The sequence below is a fragment of the Candidatus Methylomirabilota bacterium genome (assembly GCA_035936835.1).
GTDB lineage: Bacteria > Methylomirabilota > Methylomirabilia > Rokubacteriales > CSP1-6 > AR37.
Genome location: DASYVT010000135.1, coordinates 1 through 19,501, shown reverse-complemented (window position 1 = coordinate 19,501; position 19,501 = coordinate 1). Strand labels below are relative to the sequence as shown.

Annotated in this window: 26 protein-coding genes and 4 pseudogenes; 19 read left to right on the top strand and 11 right to left on the bottom strand. The window is 66.1% G+C overall.

Going from position 1 to position 19,501, the window contains the following annotated elements; all coding sequences use genetic code 11:
- Positions 1–83 precede the first annotated feature (83 nt).
- On the bottom strand, positions 84–449 hold the full coding sequence (locus VGV06_11605) for a TraR/DksA C4-type zinc finger protein (GenBank protein HEV2055800.1): 366 nt from the start codon (positions 447–449) through the stop codon (positions 84–86).
- Between the two features lie 395 nt (positions 450–844).
- Here VGV06_11605 and VGV06_11600 point away from each other — a divergent pair.
- The 5 genes and pseudogenes from VGV06_11600 (at position 845) to pgm (ending at position 6,655) form a co-directional block, all read left to right on the top strand.
- Positions 845–1,198, top strand: a pseudogene (locus VGV06_11600) (hypothetical protein).
- A gap of 110 nt (positions 1,199–1,308) precedes the next feature.
- Positions 1,309–2,076 (top strand): hypothetical protein, encoded by a 768-nt coding sequence (locus VGV06_11595; GenBank protein ID HEV2055799.1) that lies wholly within the window; start codon positions 1,309–1,311, stop codon positions 2,074–2,076.
- A gap of 27 nt (positions 2,077–2,103) precedes the next feature.
- Positions 2,104–3,642 carry an FAD-dependent oxidoreductase gene (locus VGV06_11590; protein HEV2055798.1) on the top strand — a complete coding sequence of 513 codons (1,539 nt, stop codon included), beginning with the start codon at positions 2,104–2,106 and terminating at the stop codon, positions 3,640–3,642.
- 92 nt (positions 3,643–3,734) lie between these two features.
- Positions 3,735–5,012: a glucoamylase family protein gene (locus tag VGV06_11585; protein HEV2055797.1), complete on the top strand. Its 1,278-nt coding sequence runs from the start codon at positions 3,735–3,737 to the stop codon at positions 5,010–5,012.
- Positions 5,009–6,655, top strand: a complete 1,647-nt coding sequence (gene pgm / locus VGV06_11580) for a phosphoglucomutase (alpha-D-glucose-1,6-bisphosphate-dependent) (GenBank protein ID HEV2055796.1) — start codon at positions 5,009–5,011, stop codon at positions 6,653–6,655. The genes VGV06_11585 and pgm overlap by 4 nt, the downstream gene beginning before the upstream one ends.
- A 307-nt stretch (positions 6,656–6,962) precedes the next feature.
- Here the strand turns inward: pgm and VGV06_11575 are convergent.
- The 3 genes and pseudogenes from VGV06_11575 to VGV06_11565 all read right to left on the bottom strand — a co-directional run bounded on the left by VGV06_11575 (position 6,963) and on the right by VGV06_11565 (position 8,690).
- A pseudogene (locus VGV06_11575) lies at positions 6,963–7,340 on the bottom strand (response regulator).
- 13 nt (positions 7,341–7,353) lie between these two features.
- Entirely contained in the window at positions 7,354–8,004 is a 651-nt protein-coding gene (locus tag VGV06_11570; GenBank protein ID HEV2055795.1) for a Fe-Mn family superoxide dismutase, read from the bottom strand.
- A gap of 11 nt (positions 8,005–8,015) precedes the next feature.
- The gene (locus tag VGV06_11565) at positions 8,016–8,690 is read right to left on the bottom strand and encodes a M48 family metallopeptidase (protein ID HEV2055794.1); all 675 of its coding nucleotides are present in this window, start codon (positions 8,688–8,690) and stop codon (positions 8,016–8,018) included.
- A gap of 210 nt (positions 8,691–8,900) precedes the next feature.
- Between VGV06_11565 and VGV06_11560 the strand changes: the two genes are divergently transcribed.
- The 4 genes and pseudogenes from VGV06_11560 (at position 8,901) to VGV06_11545 (ending at position 10,436) form a co-directional block, all read left to right on the top strand.
- Positions 8,901–9,401: a hypothetical protein gene (locus VGV06_11560; protein HEV2055793.1), complete on the top strand. Its 501-nt coding sequence runs from the start codon at positions 8,901–8,903 to the stop codon at positions 9,399–9,401.
- Positions 9,402–9,414: 13 nt separating this feature from the next.
- A complete protein-coding gene (locus tag VGV06_11555; GenBank protein HEV2055792.1) occupies positions 9,415–9,756 on the top strand; it encodes a peptidoglycan-binding domain-containing protein in 342 nt (113 codons plus the stop codon).
- Positions 9,757–9,785: 29 nt separating this feature from the next.
- Entirely contained in the window at positions 9,786–10,094 is a 309-nt protein-coding gene (locus tag VGV06_11550) for a LapA family protein (protein ID HEV2055791.1), read from the top strand.
- Between the two features lie 216 nt (positions 10,095–10,310).
- Positions 10,311–10,436 (top strand): annotated as a pseudogene (locus tag VGV06_11545) (AAA family ATPase).
- 922 nt (positions 10,437–11,358) lie between these two features.
- On the opposite strand, the gene VGV06_11540 reads toward VGV06_11545, so the two are convergent.
- A complete protein-coding gene (locus VGV06_11540) occupies positions 11,359–11,889 on the bottom strand; it encodes an OmpA family protein (protein ID HEV2055790.1) in 531 nt (176 codons plus the stop codon).
- A gap of 438 nt (positions 11,890–12,327) precedes the next feature.
- On the opposite strand from VGV06_11540, the gene VGV06_11535 reads away from it, so the two are divergent.
- From VGV06_11535 to VGV06_11500, 8 genes are all read left to right on the top strand, one after another.
- Positions 12,328–12,654, top strand: coding sequence for a hypothetical protein (locus VGV06_11535; GenBank protein ID HEV2055789.1), 327 nt, complete (start codon positions 12,328–12,330; stop codon positions 12,652–12,654).
- Between the two features lie 13 nt (positions 12,655–12,667).
- Positions 12,668–12,817, top strand: a complete 150-nt coding sequence (locus VGV06_11530) for a lmo0937 family membrane protein (protein ID HEV2055788.1) — start codon at positions 12,668–12,670, stop codon at positions 12,815–12,817.
- 90 nt (positions 12,818–12,907) lie between these two features.
- Positions 12,908–13,219 (top strand): BON domain-containing protein, encoded by a 312-nt coding sequence (locus tag VGV06_11525; protein ID HEV2055787.1) that lies wholly within the window; start codon positions 12,908–12,910, stop codon positions 13,217–13,219.
- A 79-nt stretch (positions 13,220–13,298) separates the two neighbouring features.
- The gene (locus tag VGV06_11520) at positions 13,299–13,517 is read left to right on the top strand and encodes a YMGG-like glycine zipper-containing protein (protein ID HEV2055786.1); all 219 of its coding nucleotides are present in this window, start codon (positions 13,299–13,301) and stop codon (positions 13,515–13,517) included.
- Between the two features lie 11 nt (positions 13,518–13,528).
- Positions 13,529–13,819, top strand: coding sequence for a hypothetical protein (locus VGV06_11515; GenBank protein HEV2055785.1), 291 nt, complete (start codon positions 13,529–13,531; stop codon positions 13,817–13,819).
- A gap of 93 nt (positions 13,820–13,912) precedes the next feature.
- The gene (locus tag VGV06_11510) at positions 13,913–14,203 is read left to right on the top strand and encodes a hypothetical protein (GenBank protein ID HEV2055784.1); all 291 of its coding nucleotides are present in this window, start codon (positions 13,913–13,915) and stop codon (positions 14,201–14,203) included.
- Between the two features lie 22 nt (positions 14,204–14,225).
- On the top strand, positions 14,226–14,447 hold the full coding sequence (locus tag VGV06_11505) for a DUF3185 domain-containing protein (protein HEV2055783.1): 222 nt from the start codon (positions 14,226–14,228) through the stop codon (positions 14,445–14,447).
- A 78-nt stretch (positions 14,448–14,525) separates the two neighbouring features.
- The gene (locus tag VGV06_11500) at positions 14,526–14,714 is read left to right on the top strand and encodes a Thivi_2564 family membrane protein (GenBank protein HEV2055782.1); all 189 of its coding nucleotides are present in this window, start codon (positions 14,526–14,528) and stop codon (positions 14,712–14,714) included.
- A gap of 182 nt (positions 14,715–14,896) precedes the next feature.
- Here VGV06_11500 and VGV06_11495 read toward each other — a convergent pair whose 3' ends face one another.
- From VGV06_11495 to VGV06_11485, 3 genes are all read right to left on the bottom strand, one after another.
- Complete coding sequence (locus VGV06_11495; protein HEV2055781.1) at positions 14,897–15,217, bottom strand: OmpA family protein; 321 nt, start codon at positions 15,215–15,217, stop codon at positions 14,897–14,899.
- A 370-nt stretch (positions 15,218–15,587) separates the two neighbouring features.
- Positions 15,588–15,971 (bottom strand): peptidoglycan-binding domain-containing protein, encoded by a 384-nt coding sequence (locus tag VGV06_11490; GenBank protein HEV2055780.1) that lies wholly within the window; start codon positions 15,969–15,971, stop codon positions 15,588–15,590.
- Positions 15,968–16,192 carry a DUF3185 domain-containing protein gene (locus tag VGV06_11485; GenBank protein ID HEV2055779.1) on the bottom strand — a complete coding sequence of 75 codons (225 nt, stop codon included), beginning with the start codon at positions 16,190–16,192 and terminating at the stop codon, positions 15,968–15,970. The genes VGV06_11490 and VGV06_11485 overlap by 4 nt, the downstream gene beginning before the upstream one ends.
- 158 nt (positions 16,193–16,350) lie before the next feature.
- On the opposite strand from VGV06_11485, the pseudogene VGV06_11480 reads away from it, so the two are divergent.
- Positions 16,351–16,473, top strand: a pseudogene (locus tag VGV06_11480) (transposase).
- 172 nt (positions 16,474–16,645) lie between these two features.
- On the top strand, positions 16,646–16,885 hold the full coding sequence (locus VGV06_11475; protein HEV2055778.1) for a hypothetical protein: 240 nt from the start codon (positions 16,646–16,648) through the stop codon (positions 16,883–16,885).
- Here VGV06_11475 and VGV06_11470 read toward each other — a convergent pair.
- The 3 genes from VGV06_11470 to VGV06_11460 all read right to left on the bottom strand — a co-directional run.
- The gene (locus VGV06_11470; protein ID HEV2055777.1) at positions 16,875–17,285 is read right to left on the bottom strand and encodes a response regulator; all 411 of its coding nucleotides are present in this window, start codon (positions 17,283–17,285) and stop codon (positions 16,875–16,877) included. The two genes, VGV06_11475 and VGV06_11470, sit on opposite strands and share 11 nt — an antisense overlap.
- Positions 17,286–17,390: 105 nt before the next feature.
- On the bottom strand, positions 17,391–18,032 hold the full coding sequence (locus VGV06_11465; GenBank protein ID HEV2055776.1) for a response regulator: 642 nt from the start codon (positions 18,030–18,032) through the stop codon (positions 17,391–17,393).
- Positions 18,029–19,501, bottom strand: a 1,473-nt coding sequence (locus VGV06_11460) for a PAS domain S-box protein (GenBank protein HEV2055775.1), incomplete at its 5' end; no start/stop codon positions are given. The genes VGV06_11460 and VGV06_11465, both read right to left, overlap by 4 nt.

The following is a 19,501-nucleotide window of genomic DNA, read 5'->3' as shown; positions in this document are numbered from 1 at the left end:
CGAGATGCCGCGGTTTGTCCGAGCTGTGACACGGACACCCAGGGCCGTCGGGTCGGAGAACAGGCGTTATGTTCCTTACGCGCTCACATACGCCGCGCGAACCGCTCGATGCCGTCCTGGCAGCGGACGCATGTCTGCACCTCGGGCACCGCGTGCAGCCGCGCCGGGGAAATCCGCTCGGCACACTCCACGCACACGCCGTACTCACCGTCGTTCAGCCGGTCGAGGGCGGCCGAGAGACGATTCACGCGCTCCACCAGCCTCTCGCGCGTGGCGAAGCTGATCTCCCGGTTCTCGCTGGCCTGGATCTCGTCAACCTCGTCAGCGAGGCGGGAGTTGTCGCGGATCGCACCGGGCAGCTCCTCAACCGCTACGGCCCCGCCGAGCTGGCAAAGTCGAAAGAGAGCCGCCGTCAGGTTGTGATCGAGCCGCTTTCTGATGTCATCCATGGTGAGCCTCCTGACACCTCATGACCGGTTCCGCGCCCGCGGGACTTCACGAGGTGAATCGGCCTGAGTGGGGATCGTGTGATAGAGGAACATGTCCATCACGCACGGACTCTAGTCGTCGTCATCTTGCGTGCCTATTGGACCTTGGTCCACGGGGGTCCACGGGGGTCCACGGGGGTCCACGGGCCGTTTCGCTCGACAGGCATGGGGCTTAGGTCCAATAGGCCGCCGCCTCCGCCGGGACTACAGTCACCTCTAGAAAGCGAAGAAGCGTCTTTCACGTGGGTTGGGGACGCGCCCGTTCCTACGGCGCAGGACTCTCGTCCAGGGAGTGCGGCCATGTTTGAAGCTCGTTTTCCCGGTACTCTTATGCCGCAGATTCTCAAGGTCTTGATCCGGGTCGCTTCGACGCCGAACTCGACAAGGACGGCAAGGCCTTTCGTCCCGACGGCAAGCAGGCGGGGATTCTGATGCCGCCGGCATTCGAGCTGGCCGGCGTCAACCTGCACACGTGGACGGGGTTTGGCTCGGTGCCCTACTGGAATGCGTACGTCGCGGCGACCGAGATGAATGGCTCGGGGGTCTACTTCGCCGCGCGGCTCAAGGATCCGGCGCGGTTCCCCGTGGCCGCCAGGTCAGGTTCGTGGGACACGCGCGGCACGCCCGACAAGGTCACCGCCAAGCTGGCCGCCCTGCACTTCTACCAGCTCGCGATCCCCGCGCCGCAACCTCCCGCTGGGTCGTTCGACGACGGGTTCTTCAGACTCGGTCTCACGAAGCAGGTGAAGAACGACCTGGTCCAACATCTGCTCGGCTGTAGTCCCGGCCCGTGGGAAGCGGTGCGTCGGGGGTCTCACGCATGACGCCGTATCGGCGCGCTGTTCTCGCCATGCTCATCGTTCTTGCGCCGTGGTCTCCTCTCGAGGCCGCGCCCATCGAGGTGAGGCTGGTAGAGGGAACCGCACACGGCCTGCTGCTGGTCCGGTCTGTGAGCGGTGAGATCTTGGGACATGGCGATTTCCTTCAGGCCGCTCACAGTGACCGCGTCGAGAGCCGGCTCGTGCTTCGCTTCAAGGACGGCTCGCTGCACGACGAGACCATCACCTTCTCGCAGCAGCGCGTCTTCACCCTGCTCAACTACCGGCTGGTGCAGCGCGGGCCGTCGTTTCCGGAGACGCTGGAGGCCGTGCTCGACCGGAAGACGGGGACCTACAAGGTGCATTCGACGCGGGGTGGCAAAGAAGAGGCGTCTAACGGGAGCATCGAGCTGCCCCCCGATGTGTATAACGGCATGGTGCCGATGCTCCTGAAGAACCTCGTGTCGGCCGCGAGCGAGACCGTTCACGTCGTGGCGTTCACGCCAAAGCCGAAGCTGATCCAGCTCGAGATGGTTCCCGCGGGCAACCAGCGACTGGTGGCTGGCGATTCCACCTGGCAGGCAACGCGCTACGCGCTGAAACCCAAGCTCGGCGCGACCCTTCGCGTCTTCGCCACCCTCTTGGGAAAGGCGCCGGCCGATCAGGAATGCGTGATCCTGACCGAGGACGTCCCCGCCTTCGTGCGTTGCGACGGCGCCCTGTACCTCAAGGGACCCGTCTGGCGAATCGAGATGACGACCGCCAGATGAAGGTATCATCGGCGCACAGGAGAATGGATGAGCGCAGCCAAGAAGAAACTCGGCGGCCCTGACTTCACGAAGGGAGTCGCGGTCGGGTCGGTCGCGGACGGCGCCTCACTCCTCGGGCACGCGCAGGGCGAACCCGTGCTGCTCGCGCGGCAGGGGGACGAGTTGTTCGCCGTCGGTACTTCCTGCACGCACTACGGCGGCCCGCTCGCGGACGGGCTCATCGTGGGTGGCACGATCCGATGCCCGTGGCACCACGCTTGTTTCAGCCTGCGCACCGGCGAAGCGCTCCGCGCGCCGGCGCTGAAGCCCGTCGCGTGCTGGCATGTGGAGCAGCGCAACGGGAGGGCGTATGTCGGGAAGAAGGTCACGCGTGCCGGACTGCCCTCACCGCCTGCCAACGGGGCCGCGCCGCGATCGGTGGTCATCCTGGGCGGCGGCGCCGCGGGTCATGCTGCCGCGGAGATGCTCCGGCGCGAGGGCTACACCGGCCGCATCACCATGCTGAGCGCCGATGCCTCTCTTCCCTGCGACCGCCCCAGCCTGTCCAAGGGCTACCTCGCCGGCACCGCGCTCCCGAAGTCCGTGCCCCTCCGGTCGCGGGCGTTCTACGAGAAGCACAAGATCACCGTCAAGTTGAACGCGCGCGCCGCCGCGATCGACGCCGCGGCCCGCCGGGTGGAGCTTTCGGGCGGCAAGCGCGTTGCCTATGATACGCTCCTGCTCGCCACCGGCGCCGATCCGGTGCGGCTCGACGTGCCGGGGCACGATCTCCCCCACGTGCACTATCTGCGTACCTTCGCGGACAGCCGCGCGCTCCTCGCGAAAGCCAAGGCGTCGGAGCGCGCCGTCGTGATCGGCGCGAGCTTCATCGGACTCGAGGTGGCGGCCGCGCTCCGTGCGCACGATGTGGAGGTGCACGTAGTCGCACCGGAAGAGGTGCCCATGGAGAGCATCCTGGGAGCGGAGGTCGGCAAGTTCTTCCGCACGTTGCACGAGAAGCACGGCGTGATCTTCCATCTCGGTGCGACGGCCGCCTCCTTCCAGGAGCGCACGGTCACGCTGATGAGCGGGGAGCGGCTGTGGGCAGATCTCGTGGTCGTCGGCGTCGGGGTCCGCCCCGCCATCTCACTCGCGGAGAAGGCCGGCCTCGCGATCGATCGCGGCGTCACGGTGAACGAGTATCTCGAGACGAGCGTGCCGGGGATCTTCGCGGCCGGCGACATCGCGCGCTGGCCGGACGCGCGCACCGGCGAGCGGATCCGCGTGGAGCATTGGGTGGTGGCCGAGCGTCAGGGGCAGACCGCGGCGCGCAATATCCTGGGCAGGCGCGAGCGCTTCGACGCCGTGCCCTTCTTCTGGACCGATCAGTACGATCTCTCCCTCTCGTATGTCGGCCACGCGGAGAAGTGGGACAGCGCCGAGATCGATGGGCAGCTCGACGCGCGCGACTGCACGATCACCTACCGAAGCGGTCGCAACATCCTGGCGGTGGCCGCGATCCATCGGGACATTGCGAGCCTGCGCGCGGAGGTCGAGCTTGAGAGGAAGACCGTCGCCAGGGCCTGACCAAGGCGTTTGGCCAAGATCACGTATCCGCCGCCGGGGACGCTGTCCGTGAACCTGTGAGCCCCGCGCACGCCGGGGCCACGGAATCGCGCATGCTGGATGTGATCCGGCGCGATGCCTTCGGCTACTTCCTGTATGAGACTAATCGCGCCAACGGATTGGTCGTCGACAAGACGTGCAAGGACTGGCCGGCGAGTATCGCCGCGGTGGGGCTGGGGCTTACCGCGTATCCGGTGGGCGTGGAGCGCGGGCTCATCACGCGCGCCGAAGCCGCCGAGCGTACGCTCACGACCCTGCGATTCTTCCGGCAGAGCAGGCAGGGGACGGAGCCCGACGCCACAGGATACAAGGGCTTCTACTACCACTTTCTCGACATGCAGACCGGCGCGCGCGCATGGCAATGCGAGCTCTCGACCGTCGATTCCGCCCTCCTGCTCGCGGGTATGCTCGCGGCGGCGGAGTACTTTGGCGGCGGTGCGCCGGTCGAGCGCGAGATCCGCGAGCTCGCGCACGAATTGTACGCCCGCGTCGATTGGCGGTGGGCGCAGGATGGCGGACTCACGGTGACCCACGGCTGGAAGCCGGAGAGCGGGTTCCTTCCGTACCGCTGGGAGGGGTATGACGAGGCGCTGGTGTTATACGTGCTCGGCCTCGGCTCGCCCACGCATCCGCTCCCCGCGGCGAGCTACCAGGCCTGGGCCTCGACCTATGAATGGCGCACCATCTACGACACGCCGTACCTGCACGCGGCGCCGCTCTTCACGCACCAACTCTCGCACCTCTGGCTCGACCTGCGCGGCATCCAGGACGCCTTCATGCGGGCGCATGGGATCGACTATTTCGAGAACAGCCGGCGCGCGACCGTGGTGCAACAGCGGTACGGCATCATGAATCCCGGCGGCTTCGCGGAGTACAGTGCACTCTGCTGGGGGCTCACCGCGAGCGACGGGCCGGGGGAGATCACCCGCGTCCTCAATGGCGTCGAGCGCCAGTTCTTCGGCTACCGGGCGCGCGGCGTGCCCGACGGTCCCGACGACGGCACGATCGCTCCGTGGGCGGTGGTCGCTTCGCTTCCCTTCGCGCCGGAGATCGTGCTGCCGACGGTCGCGGATTTCCAGCGACATGAGCTCTACGGCACCCATCCCTACGGCTTCAAGGCGACGTTCAATCCCACCTTCCTCGATCCGGGCGGATCGGCGAATTGCTGGGTGTCGCCATGGCACTTCGGCCTCCACTCCGGCCCCACCGTCGTCATGGTCGAGAACTACGAGTCGGGGTTGATCTGGCGGTTGATGCGCGGCTGTCAGTACATCACCGCGGGACTGCGAGCCGCCGGATTCAACGGCGGATGGTTGGGGGTTCGCGCGTGAAGATCAGCCCGCTCGCGGGGAAGCCGGCGCCCGCGGCGATGCTCGTCGACGTGCCGCGACTGGTCACGGCCTACTATACCGATACGCCGGACCCGTCGGTGCCCGAGCAGCTTGTGGCGTTCGGCACGTCGGGGCATCGTGGCTCTGCGCTCGAGAGAACGTTCAACGAATGGCACGTGCTCGCCATCAGTCACGCCATCTGCGAGTACCGCGCGCGGCAGGGCACTGACGGACCGCTTTTCCTCGGCATCGACACGCACGCGCTGTCCGTGCCGGCCTGCGCCACCGCGCTCGAAGTGCTCGCGGCCAACGGCGTCAATGTGAGGCTCGCGGCGCACGACGAAGTCACGCCGACCCCCGTGGTGTCGCACGCGATCCTCACGTACAACCGCGCGCGCACTACGGGCCTCGCGGACGGCATCGTCATTACCCCGTCGCACAACCCGCCGGACAATGGCGGGTTCAAGTACAACCCGCCCAATGGCGGACCGGCTGACACCAGCGTCACCGATTGGATCCAGACCAGGGCCAACGATCTGCTGCGTGGGGCGCTCAAGGGCGTGAAGCGAGTGCCGTACGAGCGGGCGCTCCGCGCCGCGACGACGCACCGCCACGATTATCGCGACGCCTACGTACGCGACTTGGGCAACGTGATCGACATGGACACGATCCGCGCCGCGAACATCCACCTCGGCGTCGATCCGCTCGGCGGCGCCGGCGTGCACTACTGGGGCGCGATCGCCGAGCGCTACGGGCTCGATCTCACCGTCATCAGCGAGGAGGTCGATCCGACCTTTCGATTCATGCCCGTCGACTGGGATGGTCGTATCCGCATGGACCCGTCGTCCTCCTATGCGATGCAGCGGTTGATCGGCGTGAAGGAGCGGTTCGACATCGCCTTCGCCTGCGACACCGATCACGACCGGTTCGGGATCGTCACCCCGGCCGGGGGACTGCTCTCTCCCGATCACTATCTCGCGGTGGCCATCCGGTACCTCTTTCAGCATCGGCCGCAGTGGCGCGAGCAGGCAAGGGTGGGAAAGACCGTCGTCAGCAGCTGGATGGTCGACAAGGTGACCGCGAAGCTCGGTCGGGCGCTCTACGAAGTGCCCGTCGGCTTCAAGTGGTTCGCGGACGGTCTCTTCGACGGCTCGCTTGGCTTCTGCGGCGAAGAGAGCGCGGGCGCGTCCTTTCTCCGTCGCGACGGCACAGCGTGGACCACGGACAAGGATGGCATCGTCGCGGGTTTGCTCGCGGCCGAGATCACCGCGCGCGCGGAGCGCGATCCGGGGGAAACCTACAGCGATCTCACGCAGGAGTTCGGCGCCCCGGCGGCCGCGCGTGTCCAGGCGACAGCCACCGCGGCGCAGCGGAAGAGGCTCGCCGCGCTCTCGCCGAAGGAGCTGCGCTGCACGGAGCTGGCCGGCGAGAGGATCGTGAGCATCCTCGATCGTGCGCCCGGCAACGACGCGCTGATCGGCGGAATGAAGGTGATCGCGAAGAGCGGCTGGTTCGTCGCCCGGCCATCGGGCACGGAAGAGATCTACAAGATCTATGCGGAGAGCTTTCGTGGCGAAGAGCACCTGGCCCGCATCGTGGATGAAGCGCAGGCGATGGTGGACGCCGCTCTTGCGCCGGATTAGCGATACGGCCAACTGTAGAGGGCTCTCCGGAGGCTCATGCCATCTCAGGCCGACCTGATCCGCGAATTCTACGCCGCGTTCTGACACTGGCACCCAGGGCCGCCGGCTCCGAGAACGGGCGTTATGTTACGTACGCGCCCAGTCGCACGCCTCGCCCACAGGTCGGGCTCCCTGTGCTCGCAAGCCTTCACGCTTTGGGCCGGAACGACCAGAAGCGGCAACTTGTTGCGGTGGGCCGCCTCGACCATCCGCGCCAGATCGGTGCGCGAGGATCGTAGCTCCGTGACCAACTCCGTGATTGTAGTGGTCAGTGTCCTGGCGACAATGCCATCGTCGCTCGATGTTCACCGGCCTCTGACTTCATGAGAGTCAGAAGCGCGACGACCCAGGCCAGCCGGCTCTGAGCCACCGGCTTCGGGACGTGATATTGAAAACCGGCTCGCAAGGTGGCCAGCCGGTCCTCTGCTGTGATCAGTCCCGTGAACGCCGCCGCCGAGACGTCGCCTCCCTGGTCCGGCGGCAGCTTTCGCACCTCTCGAATGAGCCAATAGCCGTCCTTGTCGGGGAATGAAAGGCTGCTGACCAGAGCGCCCGGCCTTTCTCGCTTGAGGATGGGCAGGCCCGCGACGGCGGAATCGACGGCCGTCACATGCGCGCCGCATTGCCCAAGGACCTCGGCCACGGCACCCCGGACAGCCTCAGCTGGCGAGGCGGCGAGCGCTCGGCCCCTGAAGTCGCCGTTCGATCATCCGCCAGTCAATGTTCCGGAAGAAGGCCTCGATGTATTTACCTCGTTCCGTCGCTTTGTAATCCCGCATGAAGGCGTGCTCCCACACATCCATCACCAGCAGAGGTGTGAAGCCCGCTGGTACGCCCTCGTGATGGAGAGTGACCCAGTGATTCGTCAGCCAGTGCGTAGCCGGATCCTCAAAAAGGATGACCCAGCCGACGCCACGCATCTCACCAATCGCGTGGAAGGCCGCCTGCCACTGCTCGACGGAGCCGAAGGACTCGGTGAGGGCGGCCGCCAGACCGGAGCCGCTCGCCGGTGTCAGCTCGGCGGCCGGGCTGAGACCGGAGAAGTAGTGCTCGTGCAGAATCATTCCGTTGTACTCGAAGCCCAGGCGACGGGTCAGCTCGGCGAACTCTGGGTTCTTGCCCGACGCCTGCCCGTGGCCGATCAGCGCCGCGAGGTCGTCATTGAGCAGGTTGACCTGCTTCACGTATCCCGCGTACAGGGCGAGGTGCTCTGCTATCTGCGCGTCGGAGATCCCGTCGAGACCATGCAGGTCGAAGAAGCGCTCCGCATAGGGCTTCGGGACGAACGTCTTGGGGCTGTGTGTGTTCATCGGTCCTCCTCTTAGAGCTTTTTCAACGCGTCGATCCGTTCCTGCGTCCCCGGATGACTCGCGAGGATGCCTCCGCTGCTGGCGCCCTCCGTTAGCACGAGCCAGGTCAGCGTGTTGATCATCACGTTCTTGGAGTAGCCGGCGCGCGTGAGGATGTCCACCCCGTGGCGGTCGGCCGCATACTCTTCTGTGCGGCTATAGCTGCTTGTGACCAGGGCGCCGGCGATGGGTGTGATGCGACCGCTGCCGGGGAAGATCTGGTCGAGAATTATCATCCCGATGCCCAAGCCGGCGCCCAGCACCTGTGCCTTTGCCACGTGTCCGAGATCGTCGTGGGCGAGTTCATGGGCCAGCACACCTCGAAGATGCTCATCGCTGGCCTTCTGAAGGAGACCAGTCGTGACGTAGAACTCTCCCCCGCCGGCGCTGGCCGCATTGACGTGAGAATCGTCCATGATCCCAACCTTGACCTGATTCAGGGGCCGCGGATGGTCCATGGCGGCGACGAGGGGGCCCATGATGCGGCGGATGCGCTCAGCCTGCTGCGCATCGAGCGGATGCGGCGCGGGCTGGCTCCCGCCCGTCTGTGTCGGCTGGGGCTCGCCTGGCGGCGCGCCTCCGACTCCGGCGCAACCCGCAGCCAGGAGGAAGATGAGAACGGCCGCGCTACGGTGCGTGCGCAGCATCTGTCTAGGGTCCGAACACGAACGTCGCGATCACGAACGCGAGACTCATCGTAAAAACGCACACGCCATCGATTTGCTCATTGCAGGGCCTCCTGGCTCAGTGACTTGCCATCATGCTAACCGATTCATGGGGCGAGTGACTATTGGACCAAGGTCCACTAGCCCCTCATGATCCGGAGCAGTTACCGTAGACCACGGAGGATCGCAAACATGACAAATGAAAGCTGGAAGAACCCGTGGAAGCTGACAGCCATCGGGATGGCTCTCGTGATCGCGACCGCGCTCGTGACGGGCCTCGTCGTGGCGAACTGGAGCGGCAGGGAGAGCGACAAGAAGGTGGTCGACGTCAGCCCGGGCCGCGCGGCGCCGCGCGTGGCAACCTCACCGGCGGCACCGACGGCAGCGGGCGTGCCGACGCAATCGGCGATCGACACGTGCAACCAGTCCGCGGCGGCCCAGGCCGGCCAGCGTGAGAAGACCAAAGATACCGTGATCGCTGGCGCGATCGGCGCGGTCGCGGGTGCCGCAGTCGGCGCGGCGGGCGGCGCCGTCATTGATGGCGGGAGCGGCGCCGGCAAGGGTGCGGTCATCGGTGGCCTCGTGGGCGCCGGCGGCGGGACGCTCTATGGCTTGAACGAGAACGGGAAGCACGACGAGCGCTACCGCAATGCCTACGCAGCCTGCATGCACTCGCGCGGCTACACGGGCTGAGGAGGATCACGCTGTGCGATGGATACATTCGACGCGCCTTGGAGTCCTCGTGGGCATCCCGATCGTGATGACGGCCGCGCTCACGGGCCTGGTGTGGGCGGACGAGCCGGTGTCACCGCCGCCCGCCGCGAAGGCCGCCGTGTCAGGGGCCGGGGCCAGGACCCGTCACGTGCGAGAAGTCCAGCAGGCTCTGGTGGCCGCCGGCTACGATCCTGGTCCGATTGACGGGATCATGGGCCCGCGCACGAAGTCCGCCCTGCGGAAGTACATCGCCGTTCCCCCGCCCCAGGTGCCGAGCCCCGCGGACCGGGCCCTCGCGCCCTTCAGGGCAAATGAGCGACGCGAGGGCCAGTAGACCCCGAGTGTCGGGCACAGGAGGCCACCATGGTCTTCGTATACGTTCTGATCGCGCTCCTCGGCGCCGCGGCAATGGCGTTCGCCGTCCAGAATCCGGACCCTGTGACGGTGAGCTTCCTCAACTTGCGAACCGTGAGCCTGCCGCTGTCCCTGCTGCTCCTGCTGTCGGCCTTCGTGGGCGTCCTCTTCGCGTCGGTGAGCGGCTTCGCGCGGGAGATCGAGCTGAAGCGTAAGGTCCGACGGCTCGAGAAGCGGATCGTCGAGCTGTCCGCCCCGGTGAACCAGACCCCACGCGTGGAGAGAGGGCCGGCTCACCACGTGCTGCCGAAAGTCTGAGCCGCGCTCGGGCCCTACGTTCGGCCCCAGAGCGTGCCCTTGCCCAGCCGGCCGTTGTCCGCCACGAACAGGACAGCCCACGGCGCGACCTCGACTAGGCCCTCGGCCACTCCCTCACCACCTAAGCCCGGGATCGCCCAGCATCGCAACCTGCTCCTGATCGGCCCCACCGGCATCGGCAAGTCCCGGCTCGTCGAGGCCTTCGCCGAACGGGCCTCGACCCTCATCACCAGCCAGGTGCCGGTCAAAGGCTGGCACGACCTGATCCGGGAGCCCACCCATGCCGACGCTATCTGCGATCGCCTCTTCTGCACGGCCTACGTCAACCTGCGAGGAGAATCGAGAGGGGAGACCACCGGGCGGGCGTCGCGAAGGCGAAGACGAGCGATCAGCGCTGTTATTCTGCCCCTTAGGGGGGCGGGACACACCCCGCCCCCCTGCGTCTCAAAAGCTCAGCGGGCCGCCCGCGCGGCGACCACTATCTCGACGCGCCGATTCTGCTGCCAGCAGGCCTCGGACCCTTCTGAGCACAGGAGCCGACCTCTGTCCCCATTGCCCAGCCTGACCCGGGTCTTCTCCAACCCTGCTGTGATCAGTGCATCCCGAACGAGACGAGCGCGTAGATCGCTCAGCGCATCGCTACGCGCGCTGTAGCCCGACCCGTCCCATGAGTACTTGTTCAGGGCCTCCCGCTGGTCCAGGTAACCCTGAAGCTCGATCTGAGCCGATGGATTGCGCTGCGCCCAGGCAACAATCTGCGCAATCTTGCCTTGGCACTCGGACAGGAGCTGCGCCGTCTGGAACTGGAAGTGGACGCTATCGAGCGTCGCCCCCGGCCTTCCCTGCAGCCCTCGGGATCCCGGAGGGCCCGATATTCCAGCAGGTCCAGGAGGACCGGGAGGCCCGACAGGCCCCTGAGGCCCAGGAGCGCCGCTTACGCCGGCGGCTCCGGGGGGTCCGGCAGGTCCACGAGGTCCGGCGAGCCCCAGACGGCCTGCCGCTCCCATCCGACCCGGCTCGACGAGCTGCGGTTGCGGCGTGCAAATGGTGATGACCTTGAAGTCATCGTTATTCGTGTAGTTCAACGCGACGTACCCGTCCTGGTAGGCGTAGAAGTTCTGGCCTTTCCACCCGGGAGTCGAGTCGGGGCCGACGTACCCCCAGCGCGGCGGGGACGCGCTACAGCCGGCAACCGCGACGAGGAGGCCGGCGGTTGCGATGCTGATCATCAGGTTTCGCATCATGTCTCTCCCTTTGCCTTCCGTTACCGAGCCGAGGCTGGAATTGCATTGGGCCGCACGTACACTTCAACCCGGCGGTTCTTCTGGAAGCAGCTCTCGGTGTCTTCACCGCAGTTTCGGTTCTTCTCTCCCTCGGCTCCGGTTCGAATCGCGCCGGCCGAGGCCCCCGCAGCCACCAGGGCGTCACGAATGGCCTTGACCCGCCGCTCGCTCAGGGCCTGGTTGTACGCGTCCGTACCACGGGGATCCGCGAAGCCCTCGATCCCGATCTCGAACGTCGGGTTCTGCTTCATGAACGCCACGATGTCCTTGATCTTGCTAACCTCATTCGCCCGCACATCCGACTTGTCGAAGTCGAAGAGAATGTCCCTGAACGATTGCCAGACAGCAGCGACTCCCTGTGGCCCCTGCGGGCCTTGCGGTCCCTGTGGTCCCTGTGGTCCCGAGAGCCCAGCGAGGCCGGGAGATCCAGCGGGGCCTGCGGGACCTACGAGCCCGGCAGGGCCCTCAGGGCCTGCGGGCCCATATACCTTCCACCCCGTCTCCCCGCCCATGGGTCGGGCGCTACACCCCACTGCGAACAGCGCGAGAACCCCAAACAACAGTGCGCGTTTCACGTGTCTTCCCTCCTGCTATTGGTGAACTGCCATGCGTCGATTGCACACTCGACTCCTTCATTGCGTTTTGAGTCTAGTCGTCGCTATCCGGACCGCCTAGGGGACGTTGGTCCATTGGGCCTTGGTCCACCTCGCGACTGCGCTGCGGCTCCCCTCGGAACGCTGCACGTCGTGAGGAACCTTCCGAAGCGGCCAGCCTGCGTATTGGACCTTGGTCCACTAGTCGGACGGAATCCCGTCGCCTAAGATCTGGAATCATGGTGTCGAGGTCGCGTCGTCCAAGTAAAGAGGCATCTCGGGGGACAATCCAGCGCCCGAAGACTGGAGAGTGACGTCATGTGCCTTCACCAGGACCGGGGACCGGGAATGCGGCAGATGGACAGCCTCATGCCCACGCTCAACGATCTGTACAAGCAGGGCCGGATGACGTGGACGGAGCAGGGGAAGGGTTGGATTGGCCGGCCGGAAGAGGTGCTGGGCGCGCTCGCGACGGATGGCTTTTACGAGTGCCACCGCGAGAGGGCCGCGAGCCCGAGCGGGCGCCGGCCGACGGAGGGCGCGTGGGATGGGGTCAACCCGCACACGAGATCCGTGGCCTCCGTCACCTGGACGGTCCGGCGGGCGGCGGAGCCGCCGATGGTGTTCATCGAAATTGACGGAGACTCGATCACACGCCCCGCGCCGACTGCGGTCGAGCGCTGACAAGGAGGCTGCCATGCTTTGGACCATCGCGGTGATTCTGCTGGTGTTGTGGGCGCTCGGCATGATCAGTTCGTACTCGGCCGGCGGGTTTGTCCACCTGCTACTGGTGGTCGCCGTCATTGTCGTCGTGGTCCAGTTCCTTGGCGGCCGCCGATCCATCTGACGGCGCCGCGGTGACCTGCTCGCTGGACCGCGGCGGGTCGGCCCTCTGACTGATGCTCACCTGGATCGTCATTCGAATGGAGGTATGGCCATGAGACCACTTAGAGGGTTCGGGATCCTTGCTCTCAGCATCCTGTTGGCGTCGGCCGTGGGGTGCGCTTCGACAGCAACGAAGGAGGGGACTGGAGAATACGTGGACGACTCCGTGATCACGGCGAAGGTGAAGACGGCGATCTTCAACGACTCCAGCCTGAAGGTCAACGAGATCAACGTCGAAACGTTCAAGGGGTCGGTCCAGTTGAGCGGATTCGTCAGGTCTCAGGCGGACATCGACAGGGCGGTGCAAGTCGCACGCGGGGTCGCGGGCGTCACGTCCGTCAAGAACGACATGCGGATCAAGTGACAGCAGGTCGAGCGGTCGCGACGGGATCGCCTGATATCGCAAACGAGGCTTGAACGTTAGAACTCGAAGGAGGGACGTCATGACGAAGCGGCTAGTCACGTGGATCATTGGCTTGTGGATGCTCGCGGTCACGTTCGCGGGCTGCGGGACGGTGACCGGCGCCGCTGTGGGCGCGGGGGCAGGTGCGGCGGTTGGCGCCGGCACGGGGTATGGCGCCGGCAAAGGCGCATTGATCGGCACGGGGGTGGGCGCCGCGGCTGGGGCAATCTACGACATCTATAACCACAACAAGAACTGAGGGGGCTGGCAATGCTCATGTGGCCACGGTTGGCGGCGGGACTCGCGGTTGCGCTTATGATGCTGTGGACGGGAACGGCGCTGGGGCAGAGCAAGCCTGCCTGCGATCCCCAGGGCACGGTGAAGACCCCTGAGAAGGTCGGGGGCCAGGTCGTCAAAGTGGACCCGGGCCAGAGCAAGGTCACGGTGCGGGAGGCTGACGGTACGGTCCATGAGTTTCAGGTCTCCGCGGAGACGCTCCAGAACCTCAAAGTCGGCGACCGCATCGAGGCCAAGCTCAGGGAAGCCCCAAAGTGCCAATAGGGATGCTTGAGCTGTAACGACATGCGGATCAAGTGACGGCAGGTCGAGGCGTCGCGACGGGATCGCCTGAAATCGCAATCGAGGAGGACCGCGATGGGAACCAGTAGGGCTTTTGTCCTGGGAGCGATCATGGGGGCAGCCGTCGTGTGGCTGTGGGGACGGGAGATGGAGGAGTACGTGGAGGAGAAGACGCGCGGGGTACGCACGAAGGCGGCCGAGGGCGTTCGGGCGGTAGAGGAGAAGGCTGAGAAGGTGCTCGACCGCAGCGGGCATGCCCTGCGTCGTGCCGACGAGTTCTTGCAGGACACGAGGGCGCATGTCAGCGAGGCTCTCCGGACAGGGGAGGAAGCGATTCGCCCGGTACCAGCAGCCAGAGAAGCATGACCAGGAGAGGGAGGAGAGCGCCATGAAACCCGTAACTCTCGTCGGTGTCGTCCTGATCATTCTCGGTGTGCTCGCCCTGGCCTACCAGGGCATCACGTACACGACGCGCGAGAAGGTCGTGGACCTTGGGCCGCTCAAGATCACGGCCGACAAGGAGAAGAGCATTCCCCTGCCGCCGATCCTCGGCGCACTCGCCCTTGCCGGCGGCGTGGTGCTGGTCATCGCCGGAGCTCGAAAGTCGTAAGAGTGGCCGTCGCCGTGAGCGACTGACTGTCACACGGGACCACAAGCTTCGTCGTGCAGGAATGAGAGAGGAGCGGACATGAGCCTGATCGGACTCGTCATGACGCTGGCGGTCGTCGGGGTTCTACTCTGGCTGCTCAACAACTACGTGCCGATGGATTCGAAGATTAAGTCGATCATCAACGCCGTGGTCGTCATCGTGGTCGTCATCTGGCTGTTGCAGTCGTTCGGTGTCCTGGGCTCGTTGCGCGACCTGCGCATTCGGTAGCGCGCGCCGGAGTCAGGCTGCAGGGCGTTCTCCCCGGCGGAGGGTCCTCCTCGAGGCTGCTTGGTGGCCACCGTATCAGCGCCGCAACAATGACGCCTGGTGGACCTTGGTCCATGAAGGCCAGCACCTCGGGGAACCTCCTCCGCGTACAGGACGCGCAGGAGATCCCCCGACCGCGGGGGCTAGTTGCTGGCGCGGACCAGCACTTCGACTCGCCCCTCGCGCTGCGAGCACTGCTCGGTGGACGGATTACACATGACCCGATCCGAACCGAACGTGCCCGTCTCGATCCGGTCCGCCGGCACTCCCGCCTGAATCAGCGCGTCACGAACAGTCGTGACCCGCCGCTGGCTCAGCGGCAGATTGTACTGACTGGTGCCGCGCAAATCCGTGTAGCCGTCGATCCCGAGCCGCACCGACGGGTTCTGGCTCATGTAGGCCGCGACCTCGGCGGGCTTCCTCGACTCCGAATACCGAATGTCCGACCTGTCGTAATCGAACATGAACTCCTTCAACGACATCCAGCGAACGCCCGGCATCGGCGGCGACGCCGGCGCGCCCTGGGCCCCCGTAATTCCTGCCGGGCCCTGTACCCCCGTCATCCCAGCCGAGCCTTGCACGCCGGTCATCCCAGCGGAGCCCTGCGCCCCCGTCATCCCGGGAGAGCCCTGTACCCCCGTCATCCCTGGAGCGCCTTGCGCCCCTGTCATCCCCGTCGGACCCGCCGGACCCGTGCACCCCACCGCCACCAACACCCCCGCACACAGCGGGAGCAGCGCAACCAGTAGTCGTCGTTTCATCGTCCGTCCTCCTGTCAAAATGATGAGCTGCAATCCCATGCCGGCGATTTCCGTCTGATCCGCAATGCGGCACTCACCGCGGTCGTCTGTACAGCTTGTCTTCGATCCCGAGCGCGGCCAGGGTCTCGGGATTCGCCTGGCCCGTGATTTTGAGCCCTTGCTCGCGCTGGAAGGCGCGCAGCGCCGAGGCGGTCTCGAAGCGCATGATCCCGTTGATGGCGCCCGGCGCGTAGCCGAAGCTCCTCAACGTCTCCTGCGTGAGCTTCATCTGCTCCAGGTACGTGGCAGAGGAATCCACGGGCCGCCGGTCGACGCTCGCCAGCACCTGCGCGCCGTTCATCAGACCGTCGGTCTCGGTGGCCACCGTGTAGACCAAGGCGCCCGAGGTTACGGCGGCCAGCCCGATGGCACCGAGGAGGTAGCGGCAGAGCATGGGTGTCAGTCGGCCCCGCGTCATCGACTGCGCCACGCGCCGGCGAGCAAGATGACGCCGCCGGCCAGCGCGAGGCCGCCGAGAATCGGCGACAGCGGAATCGTCTTCTGTGTGTCCGCGGTGGCCTTGATGGGTCCGAGGTTCACCACCGTCTCGCGGCTCGTGTACGTGATGCCCTGGTACACGAGGGACACCAGGCCGACCGCGATGAGCACTATCCCGATGATGATGAGCGGAAGTTTCATGGAGCGTCTCCTTTCGGTTGCTCTCTCACTCTATGCGTCGACACCTCGCTTACCTATTGGACCTTGGTCCAGTCGAGTGCCGACGCGGCCTGCTACTTGAAAACTGCGCCACAGGGATGGTGAGGATTTGGCTCGGATGGCCGCGGTGAGGGCCCGCGATGCGTCGGAAGCGGTTCACGGAAGAGCAGATCATCGGGATTCTGAAGGAGGCCGAGGCGGGCGCGAAGAGCAGCGACCTCTGCCTGCGGCACGGCATCAGCGAACAGACGTGTTATCGGTGGTAGGCGAAGTCCCACGGCCTGGAGGTCAACGAGGCGCGCCGGCTCCGGCAGCTGGAGCACGAGAAGACCCGCCTGAAGCGCCTGGTGGCCGCCCTCACCGCGGGCGTGCGGGCTGGTGGGGCCGGGCCGATCCACGTCTCGCGATCAGGCGCGGCGCGCTGACTGGCCGGCGTTGCGCGAGCGGCTCCGTGCCCTGGCGGCCGAGCGCCGGCGCCGCATCCCCCGCCGGAGGCCGCTCGCGGGGCCAACCCGGATCAACGAGCGCTGGTCGCTCGACTTCGTGTTCGACACCCTCGAGGACAGCCGACGCGTGCGGCTCCTGACGGTGGTGGACGCCTTCACCCGGGCCTGCCTGCCGATCGAGGTCGACACCTCGATTGACCGAGCGGCAAGGCCGATTCTCACATCCTGACTGGAGCAGCGTTGCGTCGCAGGTCGGACCCACCGACCGCTCCACGGATCGCATCGAGCAAGAGCTCGTCGTTGAATGGCTTGATGAGGTACGCGGCCGCTCTGGAGTTTTCGATGCGCTCGCGCGTGAGGACATCGTCATGGGCGGTGATGAAGATGATCGGGATGACGATACTGTCGGCGGTCAACTGCGCCTGAAGCTCGAAACCGCTCATTCCACCATTCAGGTGGATGTCCAGCACCAGGCAGGCAGTCCCGACCAGAGACGCTGAGCTCAGAAAATCTTCCGCCGATGCGAACGTCTCGGCGGTGAAACCGGCAAACTGAACCAGCCGACGAAGCGCTCGGCGGACCGAGTGGTCATCGTCAACGATGGAAACTAGCCGTGTGGTCTTGGGCATGGAGTCATAGTTCTCGAATGCAGCCTACAGGACGGCCGGCATGACTCGGTATTGGACCTTGGTCCAATGGGATCGGCGAAGGGGACCGACCCGGGAGGGGGACGATCAGGGCTTCGCGATGATGCCTGCCCGATCAGCCAGCCGGACCAGCTCGGCCAGCGAGCCCGCCCGCATCTTTGCCATGACGCGAGCGCGGTGCACTTTGACGGTCTTCTCGACTATGCCCAGTTCGGCCGCGACCTGCTTGTTGAGCATCCCGGTCACGACCAGCGCGAAGACCTGTGCCTCCCGCGCTGTCAGGGTCTTGAGGCGGCCCTGCACGTCCGTGGCTCCGGCCTGATCCCGCTGCGCCGTGAACGCCTTGGCCACAGCCCGCTCGATCGCGTCCAGGAGCTCCCGGGCGTCGACGGGCTTCGTGAGAAAATCGATCGCCCCGCCCTTCATGGCCTTGACGCTGCCCACGACGTCGCCGTGGCCCGAGACGAAGACGATCGACATCCGGCGCCCCGCGATCGCGAGCGCCTCCTGCAGCTCCGGCCCCGTCAGGCCGGGCATCCGAACGTCCAGGAGCAGGCAGGAGGGGTCCTCCTGCTGCGGACGCGCCAGGAACTCGCGGGCCGACGCGAAGACCTCGACTCGATACCCGGCGGTCTTGACCAGGCGCGCCAGACTCTTCCGCACGGACGGGTCATCGTCCACGATACCCACCAGGGCTCCCGCCACCAGGGTTCCCGCAGGAGCGCTCATGGCCCGTCGTGGTCCCCGTCGTGGCCCCCGTCGTGGCCGATGGGCAGCGTGAAGGAGAAGGTCGCCCCGCCGTCCGGGTTATTGTGGGCCTCCAGGCGGCCGCCGTGGACGTCGACAATGGATCGGGTGATCGCCAGGCCCATGCCCATCCCGTCGGGCTTGGTCGTGTAGAACGTCTGGAAGATCTTGCCCATGTCGCCCTCGCTGATTCCCGTCCCTGAGTCCCGCACCTCCACCCGAACAGTCCTCGCGCCGGCCCTGGCCGTCCGGAGGTCGAGGACCCGGTCACGAGTGCCCGGCTCTCGCATGGCGTCCATCCCGTTGAGGACAAGGTTCAGGGCCACCTGCTGCAGCTGCACCCGGTCGCCCAGCACGGGAGGAAGCCCATCGGCCAGCTCGAGCCGGATCGAGACGCCGCGGACAACCGCGTCGCCGCTCACGAGCCGCGCCACCTCACCCAGCGCTTCGTTGAGGTCGAGCGTCCTCATCTGCGGATCGCCCTTCGTAAGGAGACGGCGCAGCCGGCGGATCACCTCACCGGCTCGCTTGTCGTCCTCGACGATGTCCTTGAGGATCTCACCTACCTCCTTGAGGTCCACCGGGGCGGTTTCAAGGACACGCTGGCCGGCCTGAGCATTGCTCAGGATCGCGGTCAGAGGCTGGTTGAGCTCATGAGCCAGCGACGTGGTGAGCTCCCCGATGGTCGCGACGCGCCCGGCGTGGGCGAGATCGTTCCGCAGTCCCTGCGCCTCCAGTTCCGACTGCAGAAGATGCGCTTCGGCTTTTGTGCGCACGCTGATGTCGCGGATCGCCGCCGTCACCAGGATTCCTTCGGCGCTTTCCAACGGGCTCAGCATGATCTCGATTGGAAACTCGCTTCCATCCTTCCGCCGTCCGGTGAGCTCGATCCCCGTACCGATCTGCTGCGCCAGCGCGTCGGCCGCGGTTCGGGTACCGTCCGCGATCAGCCGTTCCGCGAAGCCTTCCGGAATGATGTTCTTCACCGGCTGCCCTACGAGCTCATCGCGGCGGTATCCGAACTGCTTCTCCGCCTGAAGATTCAGCAGCACGATCTCTCCGCCCTGGTTCACCACCACCATCGCATCCGGAGCCGCCTCCAGCAGCCCGCGGTATCTGCCTTCCATCTGCGCCAAATGCTTTTCCGCATCCTTGCGCACGCTGATGTCGCGGATCGCCGCCGTCACCAGGATTCCTTCGGCGCTTTCCAACGGGCTCAGCATGATCTCGATTGGAAACTCGCTTCCATCCTTGCGCCGTCCGGTGAGCTCAATCCCCGTGCCGATCTGCTGCGCCAGCGCGTCGGCCGGGGATCGAAGACCGTCAGCGATCAGCCGTTCGGCGAAGCCTTCCGGAATGATGTTCTCTACCGGCTGCCCTACGAGTTCATCACGGTGATATCCGAACCGTTTCTCCGCCTGAAGATTCAGCAGCACGATCTCTCCGCCCTG